14 protein-coding genes and 1 pseudogene are annotated in these 19,725 nt (G+C 42.5%); 8 read left to right on the top strand and 7 right to left on the bottom strand.

Going from position 1 to position 19,725, the window contains the following annotated elements; genetic code table 11:
• Positions 1-36: 36 nt before the first annotated feature.
• The 5 genes from ntrB to gatB all read right to left on the bottom strand — a co-directional run bounded on the left by ntrB (position 37) and on the right by gatB (position 7,555).
• Positions 37-876 (bottom strand): nitrate ABC transporter permease, encoded by an 840-nt coding sequence (ntrB, locus tag V7K61_RS13275; RefSeq protein ID WP_335053739.1) that lies wholly within the window; start codon positions 874-876, stop codon positions 37-39.
• Between the two features lie 82 nt (positions 877-958).
• Entirely contained in the window at positions 959-2,341 is a 1,383-nt protein-coding gene (locus tag V7K61_RS13270) for a CmpA/NrtA family ABC transporter substrate-binding protein (RefSeq protein ID WP_335053738.1), read from the bottom strand.
• A 575-nt stretch (positions 2,342-2,916) separates the two neighbouring features.
• Entirely contained in the window at positions 2,917-4,041 is a 1,125-nt protein-coding gene (locus V7K61_RS13265) for a hypothetical protein (protein ID WP_335053737.1), read from the bottom strand.
• Between the two features lie 131 nt (positions 4,042-4,172).
• A complete protein-coding gene (gene argJ, locus V7K61_RS13260) occupies positions 4,173-5,414 on the bottom strand; it encodes a bifunctional ornithine acetyltransferase/N-acetylglutamate synthase (protein ID WP_335053736.1) in 1,242 nt (413 codons plus the stop codon).
• Between the two features lie 665 nt (positions 5,415-6,079).
• Positions 6,080-7,555, bottom strand: coding sequence for an Asp-tRNA(Asn)/Glu-tRNA(Gln) amidotransferase subunit GatB (gene gatB, locus V7K61_RS13255; RefSeq protein WP_335053735.1), 1,476 nt, complete (start codon positions 7,553-7,555; stop codon positions 6,080-6,082).
• A 129-nt stretch (positions 7,556-7,684) separates the two neighbouring features.
• Here gatB and V7K61_RS13250 point away from each other — a divergent pair, with 129 nt between their 5' ends.
• Positions 7,685-8,197, top strand: a complete 513-nt coding sequence (locus V7K61_RS13250) for a DNA topology modulation protein (protein ID WP_335053734.1) — start codon at positions 7,685-7,687, stop codon at positions 8,195-8,197.
• 383 nt (positions 8,198-8,580) lie between these two features.
• Here the strand turns inward: V7K61_RS13250 and purH are convergent, their stop codons facing one another.
• On the bottom strand, positions 8,581-10,101 hold the full coding sequence (purH, locus tag V7K61_RS13245) for a bifunctional phosphoribosylaminoimidazolecarboxamide formyltransferase/IMP cyclohydrolase (RefSeq protein ID WP_335053733.1): 1,521 nt from the start codon (positions 10,099-10,101) through the stop codon (positions 8,581-8,583).
• 228 nt (positions 10,102-10,329) lie between these two features.
• Between purH and V7K61_RS13240 the strand changes: the two genes are divergently transcribed.
• The 7 genes and pseudogenes from V7K61_RS13240 to coaBC all read left to right on the top strand — a co-directional run bounded on the left by V7K61_RS13240 (position 10,330) and on the right by coaBC (position 19,177).
• Entirely contained in the window at positions 10,330-10,908 is a 579-nt protein-coding gene (locus V7K61_RS13240; RefSeq protein ID WP_335053732.1) for a Uma2 family endonuclease, read from the top strand.
• Positions 10,909-11,251: 343 nt separating this feature from the next.
• On the top strand, positions 11,252-12,037 hold the full coding sequence (locus V7K61_RS13235) for an RNA ligase family protein (RefSeq protein WP_335053731.1): 786 nt from the start codon (positions 11,252-11,254) through the stop codon (positions 12,035-12,037).
• Positions 12,038-12,115: 78 nt separating this feature from the next.
• A complete protein-coding gene (locus V7K61_RS13230) occupies positions 12,116-13,273 on the top strand; it encodes an AAA family ATPase (RefSeq protein WP_335053730.1) in 1,158 nt (385 codons plus the stop codon).
• 710 nt (positions 13,274-13,983) lie between these two features.
• Positions 13,984-16,629 (top strand): annotated as a pseudogene (locus V7K61_RS13225) (beta strand repeat-containing protein); the annotation flags it as partial.
• 288 nt (positions 16,630-16,917) lie between these two features.
• Positions 16,918-17,523 (top strand): alpha/beta hydrolase, encoded by a 606-nt coding sequence (locus V7K61_RS13220; protein WP_442936313.1) that lies wholly within the window; start codon positions 16,918-16,920, stop codon positions 17,521-17,523.
• A 154-nt stretch (positions 17,524-17,677) separates the two neighbouring features.
• The gene (isiD, locus tag V7K61_RS13215) at positions 17,678-17,890 is read left to right on the top strand and encodes a protein IsiD (RefSeq protein ID WP_094351471.1); all 213 of its coding nucleotides are present in this window, start codon (positions 17,678-17,680) and stop codon (positions 17,888-17,890) included.
• A 75-nt stretch (positions 17,891-17,965) separates the two neighbouring features.
• Positions 17,966-19,177 (top strand): bifunctional phosphopantothenoylcysteine decarboxylase/phosphopantothenate--cysteine ligase CoaBC, encoded by a 1,212-nt coding sequence (coaBC, locus tag V7K61_RS13210; RefSeq protein ID WP_335053728.1) that lies wholly within the window; start codon positions 17,966-17,968, stop codon positions 19,175-19,177.
• A 25-nt stretch (positions 19,178-19,202) separates the two neighbouring features.
• Here the strand turns inward: coaBC and V7K61_RS13205 are convergent, their stop codons facing one another.
• A complete protein-coding gene (locus V7K61_RS13205) occupies positions 19,203-19,682 on the bottom strand; it encodes a DUF6985 domain-containing protein (protein WP_335053727.1) in 480 nt (159 codons plus the stop codon).
• Between the last annotated feature and the right edge of the window lie 43 nt (positions 19,683-19,725).

The raw sequence follows: 19,725 nt of genomic DNA, 5'->3' as shown, positions 1-19,725 counted from the left end.
ACAAATGACTAATGACCAATGACTAATGACGAATAACTATTTCTGCTCTGCTGGTAAAATTTTGTTTTGTAGCCAACCCATCGCTTTATCTAGCACCAACCCAACAATGCCGATATAAACTAGAGCTAAAATAACTTCGCTGACGTTGTTATTTTGATAAGCGTCCCAGATAAAGAAGCCAATGCCGACAATACCGGACATGACGATTTCGGCGGCGATAATTGCTAACCAAGCTAAACCGATCGCAATTCTCAACCCGGTAAAAATGTAGGGTAATGCCGCAGGAATCAAAATATTAATGAAGTATTCTTTGCGGCTAAGTTGCAGAACTTTGGCGACGTTGTTGTAATCTTGAGGAATTTGGGTAACGCCGACAGCAGTGTTAATTAAGATGGGCCAAATGGCGGTAATGAAAATTACGAATAAGGCGGCGGGTTCGTTTTGTCGTAAAGCTGCTAAAGAAATTGGAACCCAAGCTAGAGGTGGTACTGTCCGCAGTAATTGGAAGATGGGGTCTAAAGCTTTGGACATGGTTTTATTCACCCCAATTAAAATGCCCAAGGCAATACCAACGATCGCAGCTAGGGTATAACTGATGGCAACTCGTTGCAAACTAGCGAGAATCTGCCAAAATAAACCTTTATCAATGCCGCCTCGGTCATAAAATGGCCAGAAAATCAGAACCCAAGTGTCTTGGATAACTTGTATTGGGCCTGGTAATGTGGCTCCGGGAATCCAAGCGAAGAGTTGCCAGAGAACGAGGAAGATTGAGATCGCGATCGTTGGTGGTATTAGGTCAGGAAATTGCTTTTTCAGACTGGATATAAAGCTATTACTAAATCTAGGGCTTGCAGGGCGTTTTTGAGCTATTGTCATGATGCTGTATTCTCCTGAAATTTTATTTGTTATTTGTTTTAGACGCGATGAATCGCGTCTCTACAAGAGTTTAATCGTGCCTCTAAATACTGACTTTTTTGATTTTGAGACTCTTCAAATATTCTTCTGGCTTTTCGGGGTCAAATTTGATGCCATCAAAAAACTCTTCTACCCCACGAGATGTATTTGTGGGAATGTCAGCAACGGCGATGCCAGCTTCTTTTGCAGCTTCTTTCCAAATATCTTCGCGATTGACTTTGTTGATAAGTTCCTTCGCTTTAGCAGCATTATTGTCTAGGTAATCTTTTGGCAAGAATCCCCAACGAACATTTTCAGTGATGAACCATAAATCATGGCTCTTATATGGATAAGAGACATTACCTTTTTCATCTTTCCAGTAGTAAGCAGCCATTGATTTATCATCAATTTTGCGACCATCACCCATGTCATATTTACCTTGGTATGGATCGGCTAGAATTTCTGGTGAAGAAAGATTGAAATAATTTCGTCCAGCCAGAATTTCAGCCGCTTCTTTGCGGTTGTCAAAATTATCTAACCACTGTTGGGCTTCCATAATTCCTTTTAAAATTGCTTTGGTAGCCTTGGGATTTTTATCAACCCAATCGCCTCTGATGGCGAGATATTCTTCAGGATGATTTTTCCAAATTTCTGCGGTTAATGCTGCTACGTAGCCGATTTTGTCTTGCACGAGACGATAAGGCCAGGGGTCGCCTGTACTAAAGGCATCCATTGTTCCGGTTTTCATGTTGGCCACAGTTTGCGCGGCTGGTACTGTGAGCAATTTGACATCTGCATCCGGGTCTAAGCCACCTGCTGCTAACCAGTAGCGAATCCATAAATCTTGGTTGACGTGGGGAAAGGTGAATGCAGCAGTGAAGGGGGTTGAAGATTTTAATTCCTTAAATAAAGACTTAGCGCTGGCGAGTTGTAAACTAATACCTTTGCCTTGGTGCTTATTTGCGATCGCAATTCCATTTCCATGTGTAATTAACTGACATAATACATACATGGGAATTTTTTGATTCCCCTTGGTAATTAAACCTTCTGAAATTAAATGTGGCATAGGCATCTGCCATTGACCGCCATCTATTCCACCACCGGAAGAACCAATTTCTACGTTGTCTCTAGCTGCACCCCAAGAAGCTTGTTTGGAAAGGTCAACATTACTCATGCCATACTTGGCAAAAAATCCTTTTTCCTTAGCAATAATTAAAGGAGCCGCTTCTACAATGGGAATATATCCCAGCTTAACTGTAGTAGTTTCTGGTGTTTGTTCGGGACTAATATTAGCAACAGATTGAGCAGTTGGCTGTACTTGAGTGCTTCCACCAGTGAGATTTTCAGGAGGATTACCCAAACAGCCTTTGAGGAATATAGCACCCGTAGATGCTCCGGCTGTGAAGATGAATTTGCGGCGAGAAATTTGATTAAAAAATTCTGTCATAAATATCTCCTGAAAACGTGAATGTTATTTTTTATAGCTATGACAATTTAGGCAAAAAACCTTGTGTTTCTTGCATTATTAATGATTAATCAAGCTATATTTGACCAAGCGATCGCAGCCATTTCATCAATGAAATAGCTACCTATATAAGAACTCGGTTAAATTATTGGCTCTGCTTTTATAGTGTGATGCAGAGGTGTCATTCACCTTGTTGAAATCAGTTTACAGCCTTTGAAGCCGAAATTGTTAACTTGGAGTGGAGATTATTAAACAAATATTAGATTGGATGTATAAGGAAAAATTTATCTATTATGCTTAACTATAGGAATAATTTTTAATATATAAACCCTTATTTATGAAGACTATTATGTTTACTTTATGATTGACTATCTTCACTTCTTTTGTAACTTAATTTTAGTAGTAATTTGTTATCTATAAGTTTTTGTTTATCACAACTATTATGTTATCTCTATAATTTAGGAGCGCACTGCGATGAGAGTGAGATGGTAAGGCTGGGAAAGTTGAAGACCTAAGCAAACACCCTAAATAGAGTATTTCTTATCTAGCGATCGCAACTATCTGCCGTTTCCAACACCACGAATAAACCCCGTCTCTTTAAGCAGTAGCCGTAGTTCTGCGTGACGAAGTTTAGTGTCCTTGTTGTTGTTTTCCCACATATCAGAAAAGAAGTCTTGCATCAGCGCAATGATGCTGCGGTACTTGACGATGCTGGTGACATAAAACTTATCTAACTTCATGATTCCATCAGTATGTATCTGCTCAATGTTGTCGAGTAATAGAGAGCGCAGTTCATAAGGTTTTAAGCCTTCTTTTATGCCATATTTTTCCATAATTCGGCGTTTATCTTTCTCCGAACACAAATCATACGGCGATCGAATCAGATGACCAAGATTCCGCAGAACTTCTCCGTAGTCATAAAATCTGTTCTGCTTAAAAAAAGATTCTTCATCTTTCGTCAACATAAAACTCTTATCAAGTACCAAACCAAAATCGGTCAAATATGTCCGCTTACCGTCGGTGAGGATATTGCGAAAATGTGCGTCAAAGTGGATGATTCCCTTCGTTCTCAAAAAGGTAATCGTCGTGCGTAAGTCATCCAGGGGTTTCTGAAGTTTGTTGGGGTTTTCTTGCAGCCATGTTTCCAGAATATGTGGTATGTACTCTAGAAACAGAACCAACTCATAGTTAGCGATCGCTCTATCTAACATATAATTGCCGGCGTTGGTACTATTGCCCCAGTACTCCACATAATCTTTTAGACGTTCCATATCGACATCCGCCCGCCGCCCAGAGAAAGGAATAATCCGATAATGGTACATTAGTGGGAAAGTGGCAATTGCCCCCGACAATACCCAGTTGGTTGTCTTGATATGGGTAACAAGTTCCCGGAAGACCCCAAAACCAGTGGAGCCGAAGCCGTAATTACAGTAAGTCGGCAGGTTATAGAGGTTTCTGGTGGAGAACAGGTTGTCATATTCGATGTTTGTAACCGGAACACGTTTCACAAAGACCTTGGATTCCCCAAGGACGATGGTGTGATTCATTCCCCAACCCGTACTCGACTCATTCGACTCACTATTGCCAAATAGAGAACCCAATTGTGCATTATCCAACTGAGCGATTTGTGAACTGAGCTTGAAGTACCTCTTTCTTCTAAGTTCTATATGCTTCTTAGGCATTTTCCCCCGTCCAGCCACAGCATGAGAAACTGTCAGACTATTCTGATACCAATTCAATTAATGATTGCAATACATCTTTGGCTAAAGACGCGATGAATCGCGTCTCTACAAGGCAAATAATTGGGAGTAGTTCAGGTAGTGTATTCGGCGTTAATCTTCACGTAGTCATAACTCAAATCACAACCCCAGGCTTTACCCACACCATAACCATTGCCAACGTTAACGGAGATTAACACCGTATCCTGTTGCAGATAAGCACCCGTTGCTGCTTTTTTCAAATAAGCACTCGCTGCTGCACGGTCAAAAGTTAAGGGTTGTCCATTTTCTAACATTAAGAAATTTCCTAGCTTAATTTGCAGGTTTTCTTGCTCAAAGGGCACACCTGCACGTCCGGCGGCGGCGGCGATGCGTCCCCAATTTGGATCGCGTCCAAAGATTGCAGATTTAACTAAGGATGAACCGGCGATGGTTTTGGCTATTTGTCGGGCTGAGAGTTCGTCATGAGCGCCAGTCACTTCCACTTCAATGAGACAGGTTGCACCTTCACCATCACGAGCGATCGCTTTGGCTAAATGCTGACAAACTGCTATTAACATCGCCTCTAATTTCTCTGCTTCTGCGCCCCATTCTATAATTGCTGGGGTGCGAGATTGACCGTTTGCTAAGGCGATTAAGCTGTCGTTGGTGCTGGTATCACCATCCACAGTGATGGAATTAAAGCTTCTATCAGCTGCCCTTGCTAACATCTGTTGCCAAAGGTGAGGCGAAACCACAGCATCACAAGTCACAAATGCCAACATGGTTGCCATGTTGGGGTGAATCATACCGGAACCCTTGGCAATGCCGCCAATTCTTACTGGGCGATCGCCTATAGTTGTCTCTAAAGCAATAGATTTTGTTACCAAGTCTGTAGTGATAATCGCCCCAGCAGCGGCATCTGAGCCTGTTTCTGATAGTGCTGCTACTACCTTGGGAATCCCGCTTCGCAAAGCATCCATCTTAATTCTTTGACCAATCACGCCAGTGGAAGCCAATAACACAGATTCAGATGAGATGTTCAGGGCTTGGGCTATTGCCAGAGCAGATTCTAGGGCATCAAACCAGCCTTGGTTTCCCGTAGCGGCGTTTGCCTGCCCAGCGTTGCAGAGGATGGCACGAGCGCTTTGTTTAGCTTGCAAGCGTTGCCGACAATAGTCTACGCAGGCAGCTTTGACTTGGCTGGTGGTGAATACACCCGCTGCGATCGCTTCTACTTCTGAGAAGATCAAAGCTAAATCTGGCAACCCCGAAGGTTTCAATCCTGCGGTAATTCCCGCCGCCTGATACCCCCTTGGTGCTGTGATGCCACCTGTGATTTCTTGCCAATCTGCCATTATTTTTCCTTACAACTATCGGTTTGGATAGGTCAATTTGTGTTTTACAAAAATGCTGAGTTAGGAGAGACGCGATTAATCGCGTCTGTACAGGAGTTAAGAGTTATTAGTTTTTCCTTACTTCCCCATTCCCCAGTCCTTTTTATTTGCTGATGGCAATAATAATGCACCAGTTGGCGATTGGCATAATTGTTTTTACCTTTCTTATGACGAAAAACCAAAACAAAAAAGGAGAGCCACTTGGTCACTCTCTAGATCGTCAGGATACATCTACTTACTAATCTCTCTGATTTGCTTTTTAAGGGTTAATACTTATTTATTAAGATTACTTCTAAAAATTTTTGAGGTTTATCCGTAAATACCACAAAAATAAAATAAAAAAGAGAGCTACTTAGGCAGCTCTCCAGATCATCAGGGTGCATCTACTTACCACAGCATATCATTTTACGTATGAGGGTTGTCACCAGCTTTTATATGAAGATTGTGTGAAGCAAGACCGGGAAAATACTTAGTTTGGGAAATTGGGCATTGGGTATTGGCAGAAGAGGCAGAGGAGCAGAGGGGCAGAGGGGAAAAACTTACTGAAACTTCTCCCTTGCTCCCCTGCTCCCCTGCCCCTCTGCACCTTTTGCTTCCTCACTCAGCAAAGTTAGCTTGACAGTTCGCTAGGCGTTCAGTTTTTTCTCGACCAATTCGTTAGTCAGCTTAGGATCGGCACGTTTGTCTGTCTTTTTGAGAACTTGTCCGACAAAGAAGCCTTTGAGGTTAGTGTTACCGTTACGATACTTTTCTAGTTCTTTGGAGTTGGCGGCTATGACTTCATCAATAATGGGTTCCAGTACACTAGGATCGGTGATTAACTCAAGACCTGCAAAGGCTTTTTCAGGAGAAATACCACTCAGCAAATCTGGCAACTTTTGTTTAGCTTGAGCATTGCTAATTTTGCCTGTTTCAATGCGAGTGATGATATCTGCTAAATTGGTGGGAGTCAGTCCGATTTGACTAATAGTGAGTTTTTGCTTATTGAGGTGGGCTGCAATATCTTGAGTAATCCAGTTGGCAGCAGCTTTGGGATTTGCTCCAGATGCGATCGCAGTTTCAAAATATTCGGCGATTGAACGATCTTCTGTTAACACTCGCGCATCGTAAGGGGAAAGCCCCAACTCATTTTCATAATGATGGCGTTTTTGGGCTGGTAATTCTGGTAGTTCGCTACGCCATTGCTCTAATTGTGCATTTGACACCTCAATTGGTGCTAAATCTGGTTCGGGGAAGTAGCGGTAATCGCTGGAACCTTCTTTCACCCGCATACTACTTGTGCATTGAGCGCCTTCTTGCCACAACCGAGTTTCTTGGATAATGCGATCGCCTGCTTCAATGGCGGCGATTTGGCGTTCAATTTCGTAGTCAATCGCCCGTTGGATGGCGCTGAAGGAGTTCATGTTTTTAATTTCTACCTTGGTGCCAAATTCCTCTCGTCCCACCGGACGCACGGAAATGTTGACATCGCAGCGCAGAGATCCTTGTTCCATGTTGCCGTCACTCACGCCGAGATACCGGACAATCCGACGCAATTCTTCGGCATATTCAGCAGCTTCGACTCCAGAACGCAGATCGGGTTCTGAAACAATTTCTACTAATGGGATACCTGCGCGATTGTAGTCTACCAGAGAATAGGAAGAACCAGAAAGGCGATCACTACCTGCGTGTACCAATTTTCCAGCATCTTCTTCCATGTGCAGACGCGTAATACCAATGCGTTTGCGAATCGGATTCCCCTCAGCATCTACCAACTCAATTTCTAACCAACCATGTTCTGCGATCGGTAGATCGTATTGAGAAATTTGGTAATTTTTCGGTAAATCTGGATAAAAATACTGTTTGCGGTCAAATTTACTATATTTAGCGATTTGACAATTTAGTGCCAAACCAGCCTTGACAGCGTATTCTAATACTTTCTCATTGAGTACAGGTAAGACCCCAGGTAAACCCATACAAATCGGGTCAATGTTAGTATTGGGTTCAGCACCGAATGCCGTAGAGCTATTAGAGAAAATCTTGGTGTTGGTACTCAGCTGACAATGGGTTTCTAAACCAATAATCGCTTCATACTCAGTTTTTACAGTCGTAGCAGTGGTCATAATATCAATAATTTGGGCATAATCCTTGTAGTGGTACTATTGTAGCGGCGTATTGAGTTGCTCTGAAGACGGTTATTTGGGTGAGCAATGCTTACCTTTTGAGCTTGAAAAGGGAGATGCACATCTAAGGTGAAGAAAATCTTAATCATTGGTTCTGGAGGTGCTGGTAAATCTACCCTAGCCCGTGAACTGGGAACCATCTTAGGTTTAGAAGTGATTCACTTGGATGCTTGGTACTGGAATCCTGGTTGGGTTGAGACTCCAAAAACTGAATGGCAGAGCATAATCCAAGACCTAACCCTACGAGAATCTTGGATTATGGATGGTAACTATGGCGGTACTCTCGACCTTCGTTTGTCAGTTGCAGATACGGTAATTTTTTTGGATTTTCCCAGAATTTTATGTTTATCGCGAGTGATTAAACGTCGCTTTATGTATGCAGGACAATCTAGACCTGATATGGCATCAGATTGCCCTGAAAGATTGAATTGGGAATTTCTCAAATATATCTGGTCATACCCAATTATTCGTCGTCCTGGAATTTTAGAAAAACTTAGTCAAGTAACACCAAACCAGGAAGTTATTATTCTCCGCAAACCAACAGAAGTCAGAGAGTTTTTACAAAAGATTTCCCACTATTAACTCTAGCTCTCGGCTGGCATTCCTACGACTAAAACAATACCCTTGGGTTAGCGATCGTAGTATGCAAATTAAAAAATGCCTGGGAGTGTTGCCGTGTTTCCACCCCAGACATCTTTTATTCTTAACTTGCTCCTCACACACAAATAGATATTATCACTACTTCTATTAAATGGCAAGTATATTGAGTGACATTTTCAAAATCCCACAAGCAATCTAATTGCTGACAAATTAAAAAGCGCCTGGGAGTGTTGCCGTGTTTCCACCCCAAACGCTTTTTATTTTTAACTTGCTCCTCACACACGACTCTACGATATCACCGCTTCTATCAAAGGGCAAGTAAATTATGTGACACTTTCAAAACTGCACACCTTACGGTCAATGATTTAGTGTAAAAAGTGACGTATACCAGTTAAAACCATCAGCAAACCCAGTTCGTTAGCAGCTTTGATTGAATCTTTATCGCGCAGACTTCCGCCTGGTTGAACAATGGCTGTAATTCCTGCGGCTGCGGCTGTTTTCACAGAATCATCAAAAGGGAAGAATCCATCGCTGGCGAGAGTTGCACCTTTGGCTTTTTCTCCAGCTTCTTCTAGAGCTATTTTAACTGAGCCGACACGGTTCATTTGACCAGCACCTACTCCTAGTGTAGTGCGATCGCTTGTCACAACAATGGCATTGGATTTCACGTGTTTGCAAACTTTCCACGCAAACAGCAATTCGGCTAATTCGTCGGGTGTGGGTTGACGTTCAGTTACAACTTGCCATTGACTGGTGTCAGCAATAACGTCATCGCTAGTTTGGACAAGGAAACCACCTGCGATCGCTTTCACTGTATCTTTAGGGCCACTGCTCAAATCAGCTAGAGTCAAAACCCGCACGTTAGATTTCTTAGCCAGGATTCCTTGCGCTTCCGCATCACAACTTGGTGCAACCACGCATTCTAAAAATGTTTTAGTTAACTCGCTAGCTGTAGCCGCATCAATCGGGCGGTTGAGCGCGACAATACCACCAAAGGCAGAAGTAGAATCAGCGTTAAAAGCTTTTTGGTACGCTTCAGAAATAGTTCTTCCCAATGCCGTACCACAGGGATTGGTATGTTTGATAATCGTTGCGGCTGGGGTATCAGTGAATTCAGCAATGATTCGGCGTGCGGCTTCCAAATCAACTAAGTTATTGTAACTAAGTTCTTTACCTTGCAGTTTCGTCGCGGCTGCCCATCCTGTTGGAGTAGTACCAGTTTGATACCAGACGGCGGGTTGATGTGGATTTTCACCGTAACGCAGAGATTGCAATTGTGTACCGCTAAGGGTGTACTGCTCTGCTTCTGCGAGGTAAGATGCGATCGCGTGATCGTAACTAGCAGTGTGCGAAAATCCTTTTAAAGCGGCCTTTTGCCGAAACTCTAGGGATGCTACGCCGTTATTTTGCCGCAATTCCTGCAAATACTCGTCATACTGTGCTGGATCGGATAATACAGCCAAATGAGCGAAGTTTTTCGATGATGCCCGTAGCATAGCAGGCCCACCAATATCAATTTGTTCAACGGCTTCAGCTAATGTTACCCCTGGTTTAGCGATCGTTTCCTCGAAAGGATATAAATTCACCACCACTAAATCAATCGGGCGAATTTGGTTATTTTCTAAATCTGTAATATCTTCGGGAAAATCTCGCCGCGCCAAAATTCCGCCGTGAATTCGGGGATGTAGGGTTTTGACTCGACCACCTAAAATTTCTGGTGAACCTGTGTAATCTGCAACTTTGGTGACAGGGAGTCCCGCATCTTTGAGTGCTTGGGCTGTTCCCCCACTGCTGATTAAATCAAAGTCAAATTCTTCAACCAAGCTACGGGCTAGGTCAATTATACCAGTTTTGTTAGATACACTCAGCAGGGCTAAACGCGCCATTGATCAATTCCTTAAAATTAGGCTAGAAGCGAAGGATCTCAAGTTTTGCATAAGCCTTGCTTCACTTCAAGACTATGAGGAATAATATTGACTCGTGTAATTTATATGCTTACATCCCTCAGAGTCAGTACTGTCGAAAATGCTGGAAATAAGGAATAAGTAGCTTTAGTCTCTCATATTTGCGATCGCCTAAACTAAAAGTAAGCATCTTTTACCCACATAACATCTATGGTTCAGTCTTCTAATCAACGCCTAACCCTAGAAGAATTTCTCGCACTTCCCGAAGGAGATATTACATACGAGTTTGTTAACGGTGAAGCTGTACCCAAATATAAAGATAATGAAATGTCGCCAAAATTTTTTCATGGCTCGACTACTGGTGCTTTATTTATACTATTGTCTGCATGGGCACAAGCAAAAGGTCGAGTTGTGATTGAATGGGCAATTAAACTAACACGAAATCAACAAGATTGGATGCCTGTAGCCGATCTGACCTATATTTCTTATAACCGTCTTCCTGCTGATTGGCTATTAGACGAAGCTTGTCCTGTCGCACCTGAATTAGTCATCGAAATCATTTCACCTGGTCAAACTTTTGGTGAAATCGCCGAGAAAGCGACTGATTATCTGAATGCTGGGGTTTCTCGTGTTTGGGTGGTTGATACAAAAGCTAAAACCGTAACTGTATTTGCGCCATCTTCCTTGCCGATTACTTATCGATCTCATCAAGTAATTACTGATGATTTGCTACCAGAATTGGAAATTACCCCTCACGCAATCTTTCAACAAGCTGGATTAAATCCCTAAAATTTCATTAGAAATCAACAGTTTTTAGCGATCGCTATTTTATGGCATCCAGCGAATTGAATCTTCTGAACACCATCCTGCTTGAAGATGAAGCAGATAACAAATAGTTAATGTAAAACATTGCTTGTTTGCGAAAACGCTACCTCAAACTGTGAAATATATGTATTATAAGAATACTACTCTTGGAAATCTGCGGTAAAGGCTTATGTAGTCCCTGGTATCAATCAAACTTACTTCAATGGCGAATGGTAAAAATCCTTAGATAACGGACTCTAGGAGACTTACTTGTTCGTGAAAATTTGCCAAGAAATTATTTGATTGCAGTAACCAACGCAGAAAACTCATGGAACAAATTTATAAATATCCGCGTACCCATCACATTGAGGGTTCGCGCTTGCAAGCTGGGGATGAAGACCTCAATAGCATTCCTTTTAGTGCGATTAAAAACCAGTATGTAGTAGTTGAAGAAAAAGTTGATGGTGCAAACGCAGCTATTAGCTTTACATCTGATGGACAAATCCGACTGCAAAGCCGGGGACACTACTTAACTGGTGGGGCGCGAGAAAAGCACTTTAACTTATTTAAACAGTGGGCACACACTCACGCAGCAGCATTTTGGGAAGTTTTGGGAAGTCGTTTTATTCTCTTTGGAGAATGGCTGTATGCCAAGCACACGGTTTTTTACGATGCTTTACCGCACTACTTTCTAGAATACGATGTGCTGGATTTAGAAAAGCAAGTTTTTTTGTCCACTAAAAGCCGTCAGCAGTTACTTGCTGGGCTACCTCTAGTTTCAGTACCCATATTGTTTGCTGGTGAACTCCAATCTTACAAGCAACTTATCGAGTTGCTGGGTGAATCGCATTATCAAACTGCTGCACATTTGCAACGTTTCCAGCAAATTTGTCAAGAACTTGGACTTGATGTTGAGCGTTCCCTGAAACAAACTGACCAAAGTTCTTTGATGGAAGGTTTATACATCAAAGTTGAGTCGGGAGATATCGTTATTCATCGGTATAAATATGTGCGTTCCAGCTTTTTAACAACCATTCTGCAATCGGATGGGCATTGGCTGAACCGCCCAATAATACCAAATCAGTTGTGTATCGGTGCTGATTTGTTCGCATGACCTTCTGGACTTTGTGGCGACAGGTGATAAAGGTCATTAAAAAATACAAAATCAATAAGTAAATTTGAGGATAGCAATATGAATACTTCGGTGCAATTTTGGTCATTTCCTTATTGCCCCAGCGATGTCTACGGCGGGCTGCGCCAACGCAACTGGTCGATAGATTGGTCAGCATTGGAAGCAAAATTTGATTGGTTGCGATCGCTTGCTGATTGCCCCCAAGACCCACGTTACCATGCTGAAGGAAATGTTCTCATCCACACAAAGCTAGTATGCGAGGCATTGGTGGCATTACCCCAATGGCGGGCATTGCCAGCTACAGAACGTTCTGTGTTGTTTGCTGCGGCTTTGCTGCACGATGTCGCTAAACCTGCTTCTACTCAAATAGAAACAGATGGTAGCATCACCTCCAAAGGTCACGTACTACAAGGTGCAAAAATGGCACAGGAGATTCTCTGGGATTTGGATGTGCCCTTTCATCAACGACAGGCAATTGTAGCTTTGGTGAAATACGGTAGCTTGCCTTTGTGGTTTTGGGACAAACCCAACCCCGAACGGGCAGTCATTAAAACAAGTCAAATTATTCGTTGCGATTTACTGGGTTTACTTGCAGAAGCAGATGTGAAAGGGCGCGACTGTGACGACCAAGTACAGTTATTGGAACGAATTGAGTTTTTTCGGGAATTTTGCCAGGAAAATCACTGTTTTGAGCAGCCACGAGTATTTTCGTCAGCCCATAGTCGGTTTGTTTATTTTCAAAAAGAAGATGGCAACCCAGACTATGCAGCTTATGATGATACACGCTTTCAGGTGGTGATGATGTCAGGATTACCTGGTTCGGGAAAAGATACTTGGATTCAAGAAAATCTCCCTGACTGGGGCGTAATTTCTTTAGATAAACTGCGAAAGACAATGGGAATTGATCCTAAAGACGACCAAGGTGCAGTAGCAAATGCAGCGAAGGCGATCGCTAAAGAGTATATGCGAAATGGACAATCCTTTGTTTGGAATGCAACCAACCTCAGCCGACAACTGCGGGGGATGCTAGTTCGTTTGTTTGTCAGTTACCAAGCCAGTATTCGGATTGTGTATTTGGAGGCAGCTTGGGAAGAACTGCTGAGAAGAAATTGCGACCGTACCGCAAAACTGCCAGAAAAAGTACTTTACCGGATGAAAAATCGTCTAGAAGTGCCTGATATTACCGAAGCATCCATTGTTGATTGGGTAGTAAGGTGAAAAACCTTTTGTTTGCCCCTCTCCTCACAAAACAAGTTGTCACTTGAGCGGAGGTTATCAATAATGAGATGCACAGGTTTTTTGTAACTTTTTGACATTGAACAGTTTAGGCTAGAACAGGAAATAATATGAAGATTACAAAAAGATATTGATTAAGATATAGACATCTAAGTAAATATTCGGTATCTAGTTATTATCTGGTTATTTAGTCTATTTTCAACCTAAACATCCACAAGCAATAACCCACAACGAGGATATAAAGATTCCTTCTCGTTTGCTCTGTCAAGTATTCTCTACTTTCAAGCTAGTAAGACTTACGCATTGACAAATCAACTCAGTTATCGTAACCGTGGTTTTTAGAAATTCAAGTTAATTTTTATACTCATTTAAGTAATGCATACGGTTTTTACTACCCTAAGCTACTGAAGAAGGATGATTGAAATAATCCTGAAGCTAGTTATTTTTCTAAATATCCACGCTCATCAATTTGTACAGTGCCTAAGACTTAGATAGTTCCAGATAGTTAGATAAGTGCTACGTAAGAGCCAAATCAAAGGGGGAATCTTCAAAGAAAAACTCGTAACCCTCAAGGGTGACACGAAAGAATGTTGAAACTTCAACACTAGACGAATTTTTGTGCCCTTAAACAGCACTAACTGCAACTTGAGAACTTAATTTACTGAAAAAATCGATTCAGGTAGGAAAAAGTTATGGCAAATATCATTGGAACCAACGGGAATGATACCCTACTGGGCACTAACAGCGCAGATACGATTAATGGTAATAACGATACCTTCTCAGATCAGGACAACGATTTTCTAACTGGTGGCGGTGGTAAGGATAAATTTGTTTACATAGACAAAGCCTCTGTTCAGAACACCGATACTATTAGTGATTTCGGTGGCGTAGGTAAAGGTGTAACTCCTTCAGCAGAAGTCATTGCCGAAGTGGATACCATCCAATTTGAAGGCTATTATTATACTGCCAGAAATCTGCTGCTTACTCAGAATGGCAGCAATCTGGAAATCACCTTTGAAGATGTGGCTGGTGCAAAAGTCATCCTTCAAAACTTCAAATTAGAAAACCTGGATAATCTACCAGCAACTTCTTCACGACCTGCTATTGGCAATATCCTGTTTGATGGACAAACCAGCATCACCGACAGTTTTGATGTGTTTAATGCCAACTCCACTCAAACTAACCTATTCAATAAGAACACAGTGACATTTCTCAATGACCTCGACAACAACATTACAGGTTTAGACAACTCAAATGATGTGGTCAATGGTCAAGGGGGTAATGACAAAATCGATGGCAAGAGTGGTAACGACCTGCTACGCGGTGGTATGGGCAATGATACTCTCATTGGTGGTGAAGGGGACGACTCCCTCAAGGGCGGTGAAGGGGATGACTCCCTTCTTGGTAGTACAGGCAATGACTCCCTTCTTGGTGGTACAGGCGATGACATCCTTCTTGGTGATACAGGCGATGACATCCTTTTTGGTGGTACGGACAATGACACCCTTCTGGGTGGCACTGGTAACGATCGCTTGACTGTTGGTTCTTCAAATGTTGATACTTTAGGAGGCAATCAGCTGCTCTATGGGGATGATGGCAACGATACTCTCTCTGCCTCAGGCTACGAAAGCCGATATGAAGACACCTATTATACCTCTGGCAATAACACCCTCAGCGGTGGTGCTGGTGACGATTATTTGATTGTTCAATTTTCAAAAGGCAATAACTTGCTGAATGGTGGTGACGGGAACGATACGTTCTCCGAGTACAACAGTGGCAATGATACGGTAGATGGAGGTCAGGGTGACGATTTGTTGTCCTATAATTCCTACACTGGAATCACTTCAACTTTCAATCCTACTACTAACGTTGGCTCAATTACAGCAGACACAAATCAGGTTAGCTACAAGAATATCGAACGATTAAATATCACAAGTGGATTCGGCGATGACAATATTGTAGGTAGTAATGGCAACGATACACTCGACCCTGGCAATGCCGGCAATGATACGATAGATGGGGGCGCAGGTGACGACTTGTTGTCCTATTATAATAATTCCAGTGGTGTTGGAATCACTTCAGTCTTCGATACTACCACGAATACTGGCTTAATTACCGCAGATACAAATCAGGTTAGTTACAAGAATATCGAACGATTAAATATTACAAGTGGATTCGGCGATGACAATATTGTGGGTAGTAATGGCAATGATACGCTCGATCCGGGCAAGGCTGGGAATGACACAATAGATGGAGGCGCAGGTGACGACTTGTTGTCCTATAGCTATTACTCCAGTGGTGCGGGAATCACTTCAACTTTCGATGCTACCACTAATACTGGCTTAATTACGGCAGACACGAGACTAGCTAGCTACAAGAATATCGAACGATTAGATATCACAGGTACAGACTACGATGATTATATTGTCGGGGGCAAGGGCAACGATACGCTCGATCCGGGCAGGAATGGCAATGATACGATAGATGGGGGTGCAGGTGACGATTTATTGTCCTATAACTCCAGTGGTGCGGGAATCACTTCAACTTTCGATGCTACCACTAATACTGGCTTAATTACGTCAGGCAGGAATCGCGTTAGCTACAAGAATATCGAACGATTAGAGATCGCATCAACAGAGTACGATGACAATATTGTGGGGAGCAATGGCAACGATAGAATAACAGGAAACTATGCTTTCGATGCCGGATACCGTGAACCTCAGTTAATTGAGATTATTAGTGGCAATGACATAATCGATGGCGGCAATGGTGACGATTTGTTGATCGTCCATGACAACGAGGGTAGCGATGCAATCACAACGACATTCAATACCACCACTAACACTGGCTCAATTACAGCGGGGATAAATCAGGTTAGCTACAAGAATATCGAACGATTAGATATTATCGGTACACAATACGATGACTTGATTGTAGGGGGCAATGGGAATGATACTCTTGATGGTAGTGCTGGCAATGATATCCTTATAGGTGGCAAAGGCAATGATAGCCTCTATGGAGGATCTGGTACTGATACCTTTGCTTTCAATAGTTTCAATGAAGGCATTGATAGACTTGATGACTTCAACGCGACTAATGAGCTGATTCGGGTGTCGCTTGCTGGTTTTGGTGGCGGGTTATCACCAGGTTCACTTTCAGCTAATCAGTTTACGATCGGAGCATCTGCAACCACTAGCACTGAGCGATTTATTTACAACGATGTTACAGGTGCATTGTTTTTTGACCAAGACGGCAGTGCGAGTTCCTTTACTCAGATACAATTTGCACAATTATCTGCTGGGTTGGCACTAACCAAAAACAATTTTGTGGTTGTTTAATCGTAATTACCGCTCTATCACTCTAAGCAGAAAGAATAGTAAATGGTCGGATTGCAAGGTGTCTAAAATAGCAACTCGCATCCGATTTATCAATGCAATTATAGCCAGCGATCGCGCATGGAATTTTTTCCCAGAGAAAGTTTGTAAATAATTTCCCCTAAATTACCTTGATGGCGATCGCATTCTTTAGGCAAGCAGCAAATGCCGTAAAATACTAAGTCTCCTTGAAGAGATAGGATCTATGTATAAAAGTAGAATTTTAGGAGTAAACCTCTGTCTTTACAAGCCATTACCATTCCCACAGCAACTTCTCAACCCCCAGCAGGCTTAATTGTCACTTTGCATGGTTGGGGTGCGAATGCTGAGGATGTAGCATCTTTGTTACCATTGCTGAATTTACCCAATTACCAGTTTGTATTGCCCAATGCACCTTATCCTTATCCCTATTCCCCCATAGGGAGGGCATGGTATGACCTGCGGGTGGAAAATATGTATGAAGGGTTGGCAGAAAGTCGGCAAGTGCTAACAGATTTCTTGGAATCTTTAGAAAGTACTACTGGCATACCTTTATCACGTACCATTTTGAGTGGATTTTCTCAAGGCGGAGCAATGACTTTAGATGTCGGCTCAAAATTGCCCTTAGCAGGTTTAGTTGTCATGAGCGGGTATTTACATCCTGACGCGCTAACGGCAGCTAAAAGTGGGATTCCGCCGACTTTAATCACTCACGGTAGATATGATGAAGTTGTGCCCCTGAAAGCTGCTTTGAAGGCACGAGAAACTCTCAAGTCTCTAGGAGTGGCAGTAGAATACCACGAATTTGATATGGGGCATGAAATAGATCCAAAAACGTTAGAAGTGCTACGAAATTTCGTTGTAAATACAATTGCTTAGTCAGGATTACGAATTTTTTATAAATTCTGGTACAAATTCTGACAATTTTCACGAACTTAATGACTTCTAATGAGTAATATATATTGGGTGGCTGCGTTCAGCGCAACTTAACCCATGCTGAAGGCGAGTGCTGCATAAGGGAGGGGCAAGTATTATGACAACTCTAAGCATTTCCCAAAAAGAAATTGCTGCCATGAGTGCAGTAGAAGTAGAAGAACTAGCTACACGTCTGGAACTGGATAATTATAGTAATGCTTTTGAGGGTTTAAATGATTGGCATCTATTGCGAGCGATCGCATTTCAGCGTCCAGAGTTAGTTGAACCCTATATCTACCTCTTAGACTTGGAACCCTATGATGAAGCTTAGTTGAGAGTTAGGAGTTAGGAGTTAAGAGTTAGGATTTATAACTATTTTGTAACTACTTACTCCTAACTTTTTACCATGACTAATCCAAAATTGAACAGGGTTCTCATTAGTGTAGGTGGCGGTATCGCCGCCTACAAAATCTGTGAATTGGTTTCGACGCTGTTTAAAACTGGGGTGGAAGTTCGAGTTATCCTCACCCGTTCGGCGCAAAAGTTTATTACCCCTCTGACAATAGCCACTCTATCTCGTCATCCCGCCTACACAGATGATGATTTTTGGCAACCAACTCACTCTCGTCCGTTGCATATTGAGTTGGGTGAATGGGCAGATGTGATGGTAATTGCTCCTTTAACAGCTAATACATTAGCCAAATTAGCCTTTGGTATGGCGGATAATTTACTCACAAATACCGTGCTGGCTTCTACTTGTCCCGTGCTGTTAGCACCCGCAATGAATACTGATATGTGGGAACAGCGATCGGTGCAACGGAATTGGCAACAGTTATTGACAGATAGCCGATATCATGGAATGAATACAGCATCAGGATTATTAGCGTGCGATCGCATCGGTGCTGGTAGATTAGCAGAACCTCCAGAAATTTTGGCTCACATCCAATCGTTGTTACACACTCAAGGCAAACGAGATTTAGTAGGTAAACGAGTTTTAATTAGCGCTGGGGGAACGCGAGAGTTTCTTGACCCAGTAAGGTTTATTGGTAATCCTTCCACAGGTAAGATGGGATTAGCTTTAGCGCAAGCAGCATTTCACCGAGGGGCAAACGTTACCTTGGTACATGGCCCAGCTAATTGGGATGTACCATTGGGAGTACAAGCGATTCCCGTTGTTAGTGCAGACGAAATGCAGCACGTCATGGTGGAATGTTTACCCAACGCTGATATCATTGTCATGTCAGCAGCCGTGGCAGATGTGAAACCACGAGATTATAGTACAGAGAAATTGCCCAAGCGATCGCTCCCCCAAGCTTTACCCTTGGAACCAGTACCGGATATAGTCGCCCAGTTAGCAGAACTCAAACAGCCGCATCAAATATTAATTGGTTTTGCTGCACAAACTGGGGATATTGTCAAGCCAGCATTAGAAAAATTACACAATAAAAAACTTGATGTTATTGTTGCCAATCCCATCGATCAACCTGATAGTGGTTTTGGGACTGATAATAATCAAGCCATATTTTTAGATAGTCAAGGAAATCAGGTAGAAATTGCACCTTGTTCTAAATTAGAAATGGCACATCAATTATTTGATTTTGTCACCAACGAATTTTAGATTTTGAATTTTGAATTTTGAATTGTTACCGTCCTGTTTCACCTATCTGATCTGCATCGTCTGCTACTCCATTGCGAAAGCGTACTTCTAAGCCGTGTTCTGGGTCCCAGTCACACTCAGCTAGCAACTCAAAGGTAGGAATATGCCGGTCATACTCAACGTGGGGCGGCACATAGATATATGAGAAAGTGACCTGATCCCAGACCTGAATGGGATTAGCCAGCAGCGGCATTGACTCATCTCCAATCATGTCACGATAGACATCATAATTTTGCAGCACCAGAGGAGCAGTGATGCGTAACACATCGGGTGGCAAGGCTAGAGCTTGCCGAATAGCTTCACGCTGAACCAATGAAAGTTCCCCAATCTGCCCGTGTTCAAAATCCACACAAATCGGTACACGGCGATCGCCCAAAACAGCACATTGTGCTAAAGTCCAGTGATTATCTTCCATTCTCATCTGTCCAAACTCAGCATCGTAGTAACTCGTTGGGGATTTCATCATCTTCAGGTACTACCTTTATTCATCAAAATTATGAAAAAATATG

It is taken from the genome of Nostoc sp., from assembly GCF_036918015.1.
Taxonomy (GTDB): Bacteria; Cyanobacteriota; Cyanobacteriia; order Cyanobacteriales; family Nostocaceae; genus Nostoc.
The sequence above is the reverse complement of the archived record's forward strand: the minus strand, read 5'-3'. Positions and strand labels throughout refer to the sequence as shown.

Excerpts from the sequence above, each read along its gene's own strand:
- ntrB (WP_335053739.1), bottom strand. The coding sequence starts at position 876 with ATGACAATAGCTCAAAAACGCCCTGCAAGCCCTAGATTTAGTAATAGC.
- V7K61_RS13270 (WP_335053738.1), bottom strand. The coding sequence starts at position 2,341 with ATGACAGAATTTTTTAATCAAATTTCTCGCCGCAAATTCATCTTCACA.
- V7K61_RS13265 (WP_335053737.1), bottom strand. The coding sequence starts at position 4,041 with ATGCCTAAGAAGCATATAGAACTTAGAAGAAAGAGGTACTTCAAGCTC.
- argJ (WP_335053736.1), bottom strand. The coding sequence starts at position 5,414 with ATGGCAGATTGGCAAGAAATCACAGGTGGCATCACAGCACCAAGGGGG.
- gatB (WP_335053735.1), bottom strand. The coding sequence starts at position 7,555 with ATGACCACTGCTACGACTGTAAAAACTGAGTATGAAGCGATTATTGGT.
- purH (WP_335053733.1), bottom strand. The coding sequence starts at position 10,101 with ATGGCGCGTTTAGCCCTGCTGAGTGTATCTAACAAAACTGGTATAATT.
- V7K61_RS13240 (WP_335053732.1), top strand. The coding sequence starts at position 10,330 with ATGGTTCAGTCTTCTAATCAACGCCTAACCCTAGAAGAATTTCTCGCA.
- V7K61_RS13235 (WP_335053731.1), top strand. The coding sequence starts at position 11,252 with ATGGAACAAATTTATAAATATCCGCGTACCCATCACATTGAGGGTTCG.
- V7K61_RS13230 (WP_335053730.1), top strand. The coding sequence starts at position 12,116 with ATGAATACTTCGGTGCAATTTTGGTCATTTCCTTATTGCCCCAGCGAT.
- isiD (WP_094351471.1), top strand. The coding sequence starts at position 17,678 with ATGACAACTCTAAGCATTTCCCAAAAAGAAATTGCTGCCATGAGTGCA.
- coaBC (WP_335053728.1), top strand. The coding sequence starts at position 17,966 with ATGACTAATCCAAAATTGAACAGGGTTCTCATTAGTGTAGGTGGCGGT.
- V7K61_RS13205 (WP_335053727.1), bottom strand. The coding sequence starts at position 19,682 with ATGATGAAATCCCCAACGAGTTACTACGATGCTGAGTTTGGACAGATG.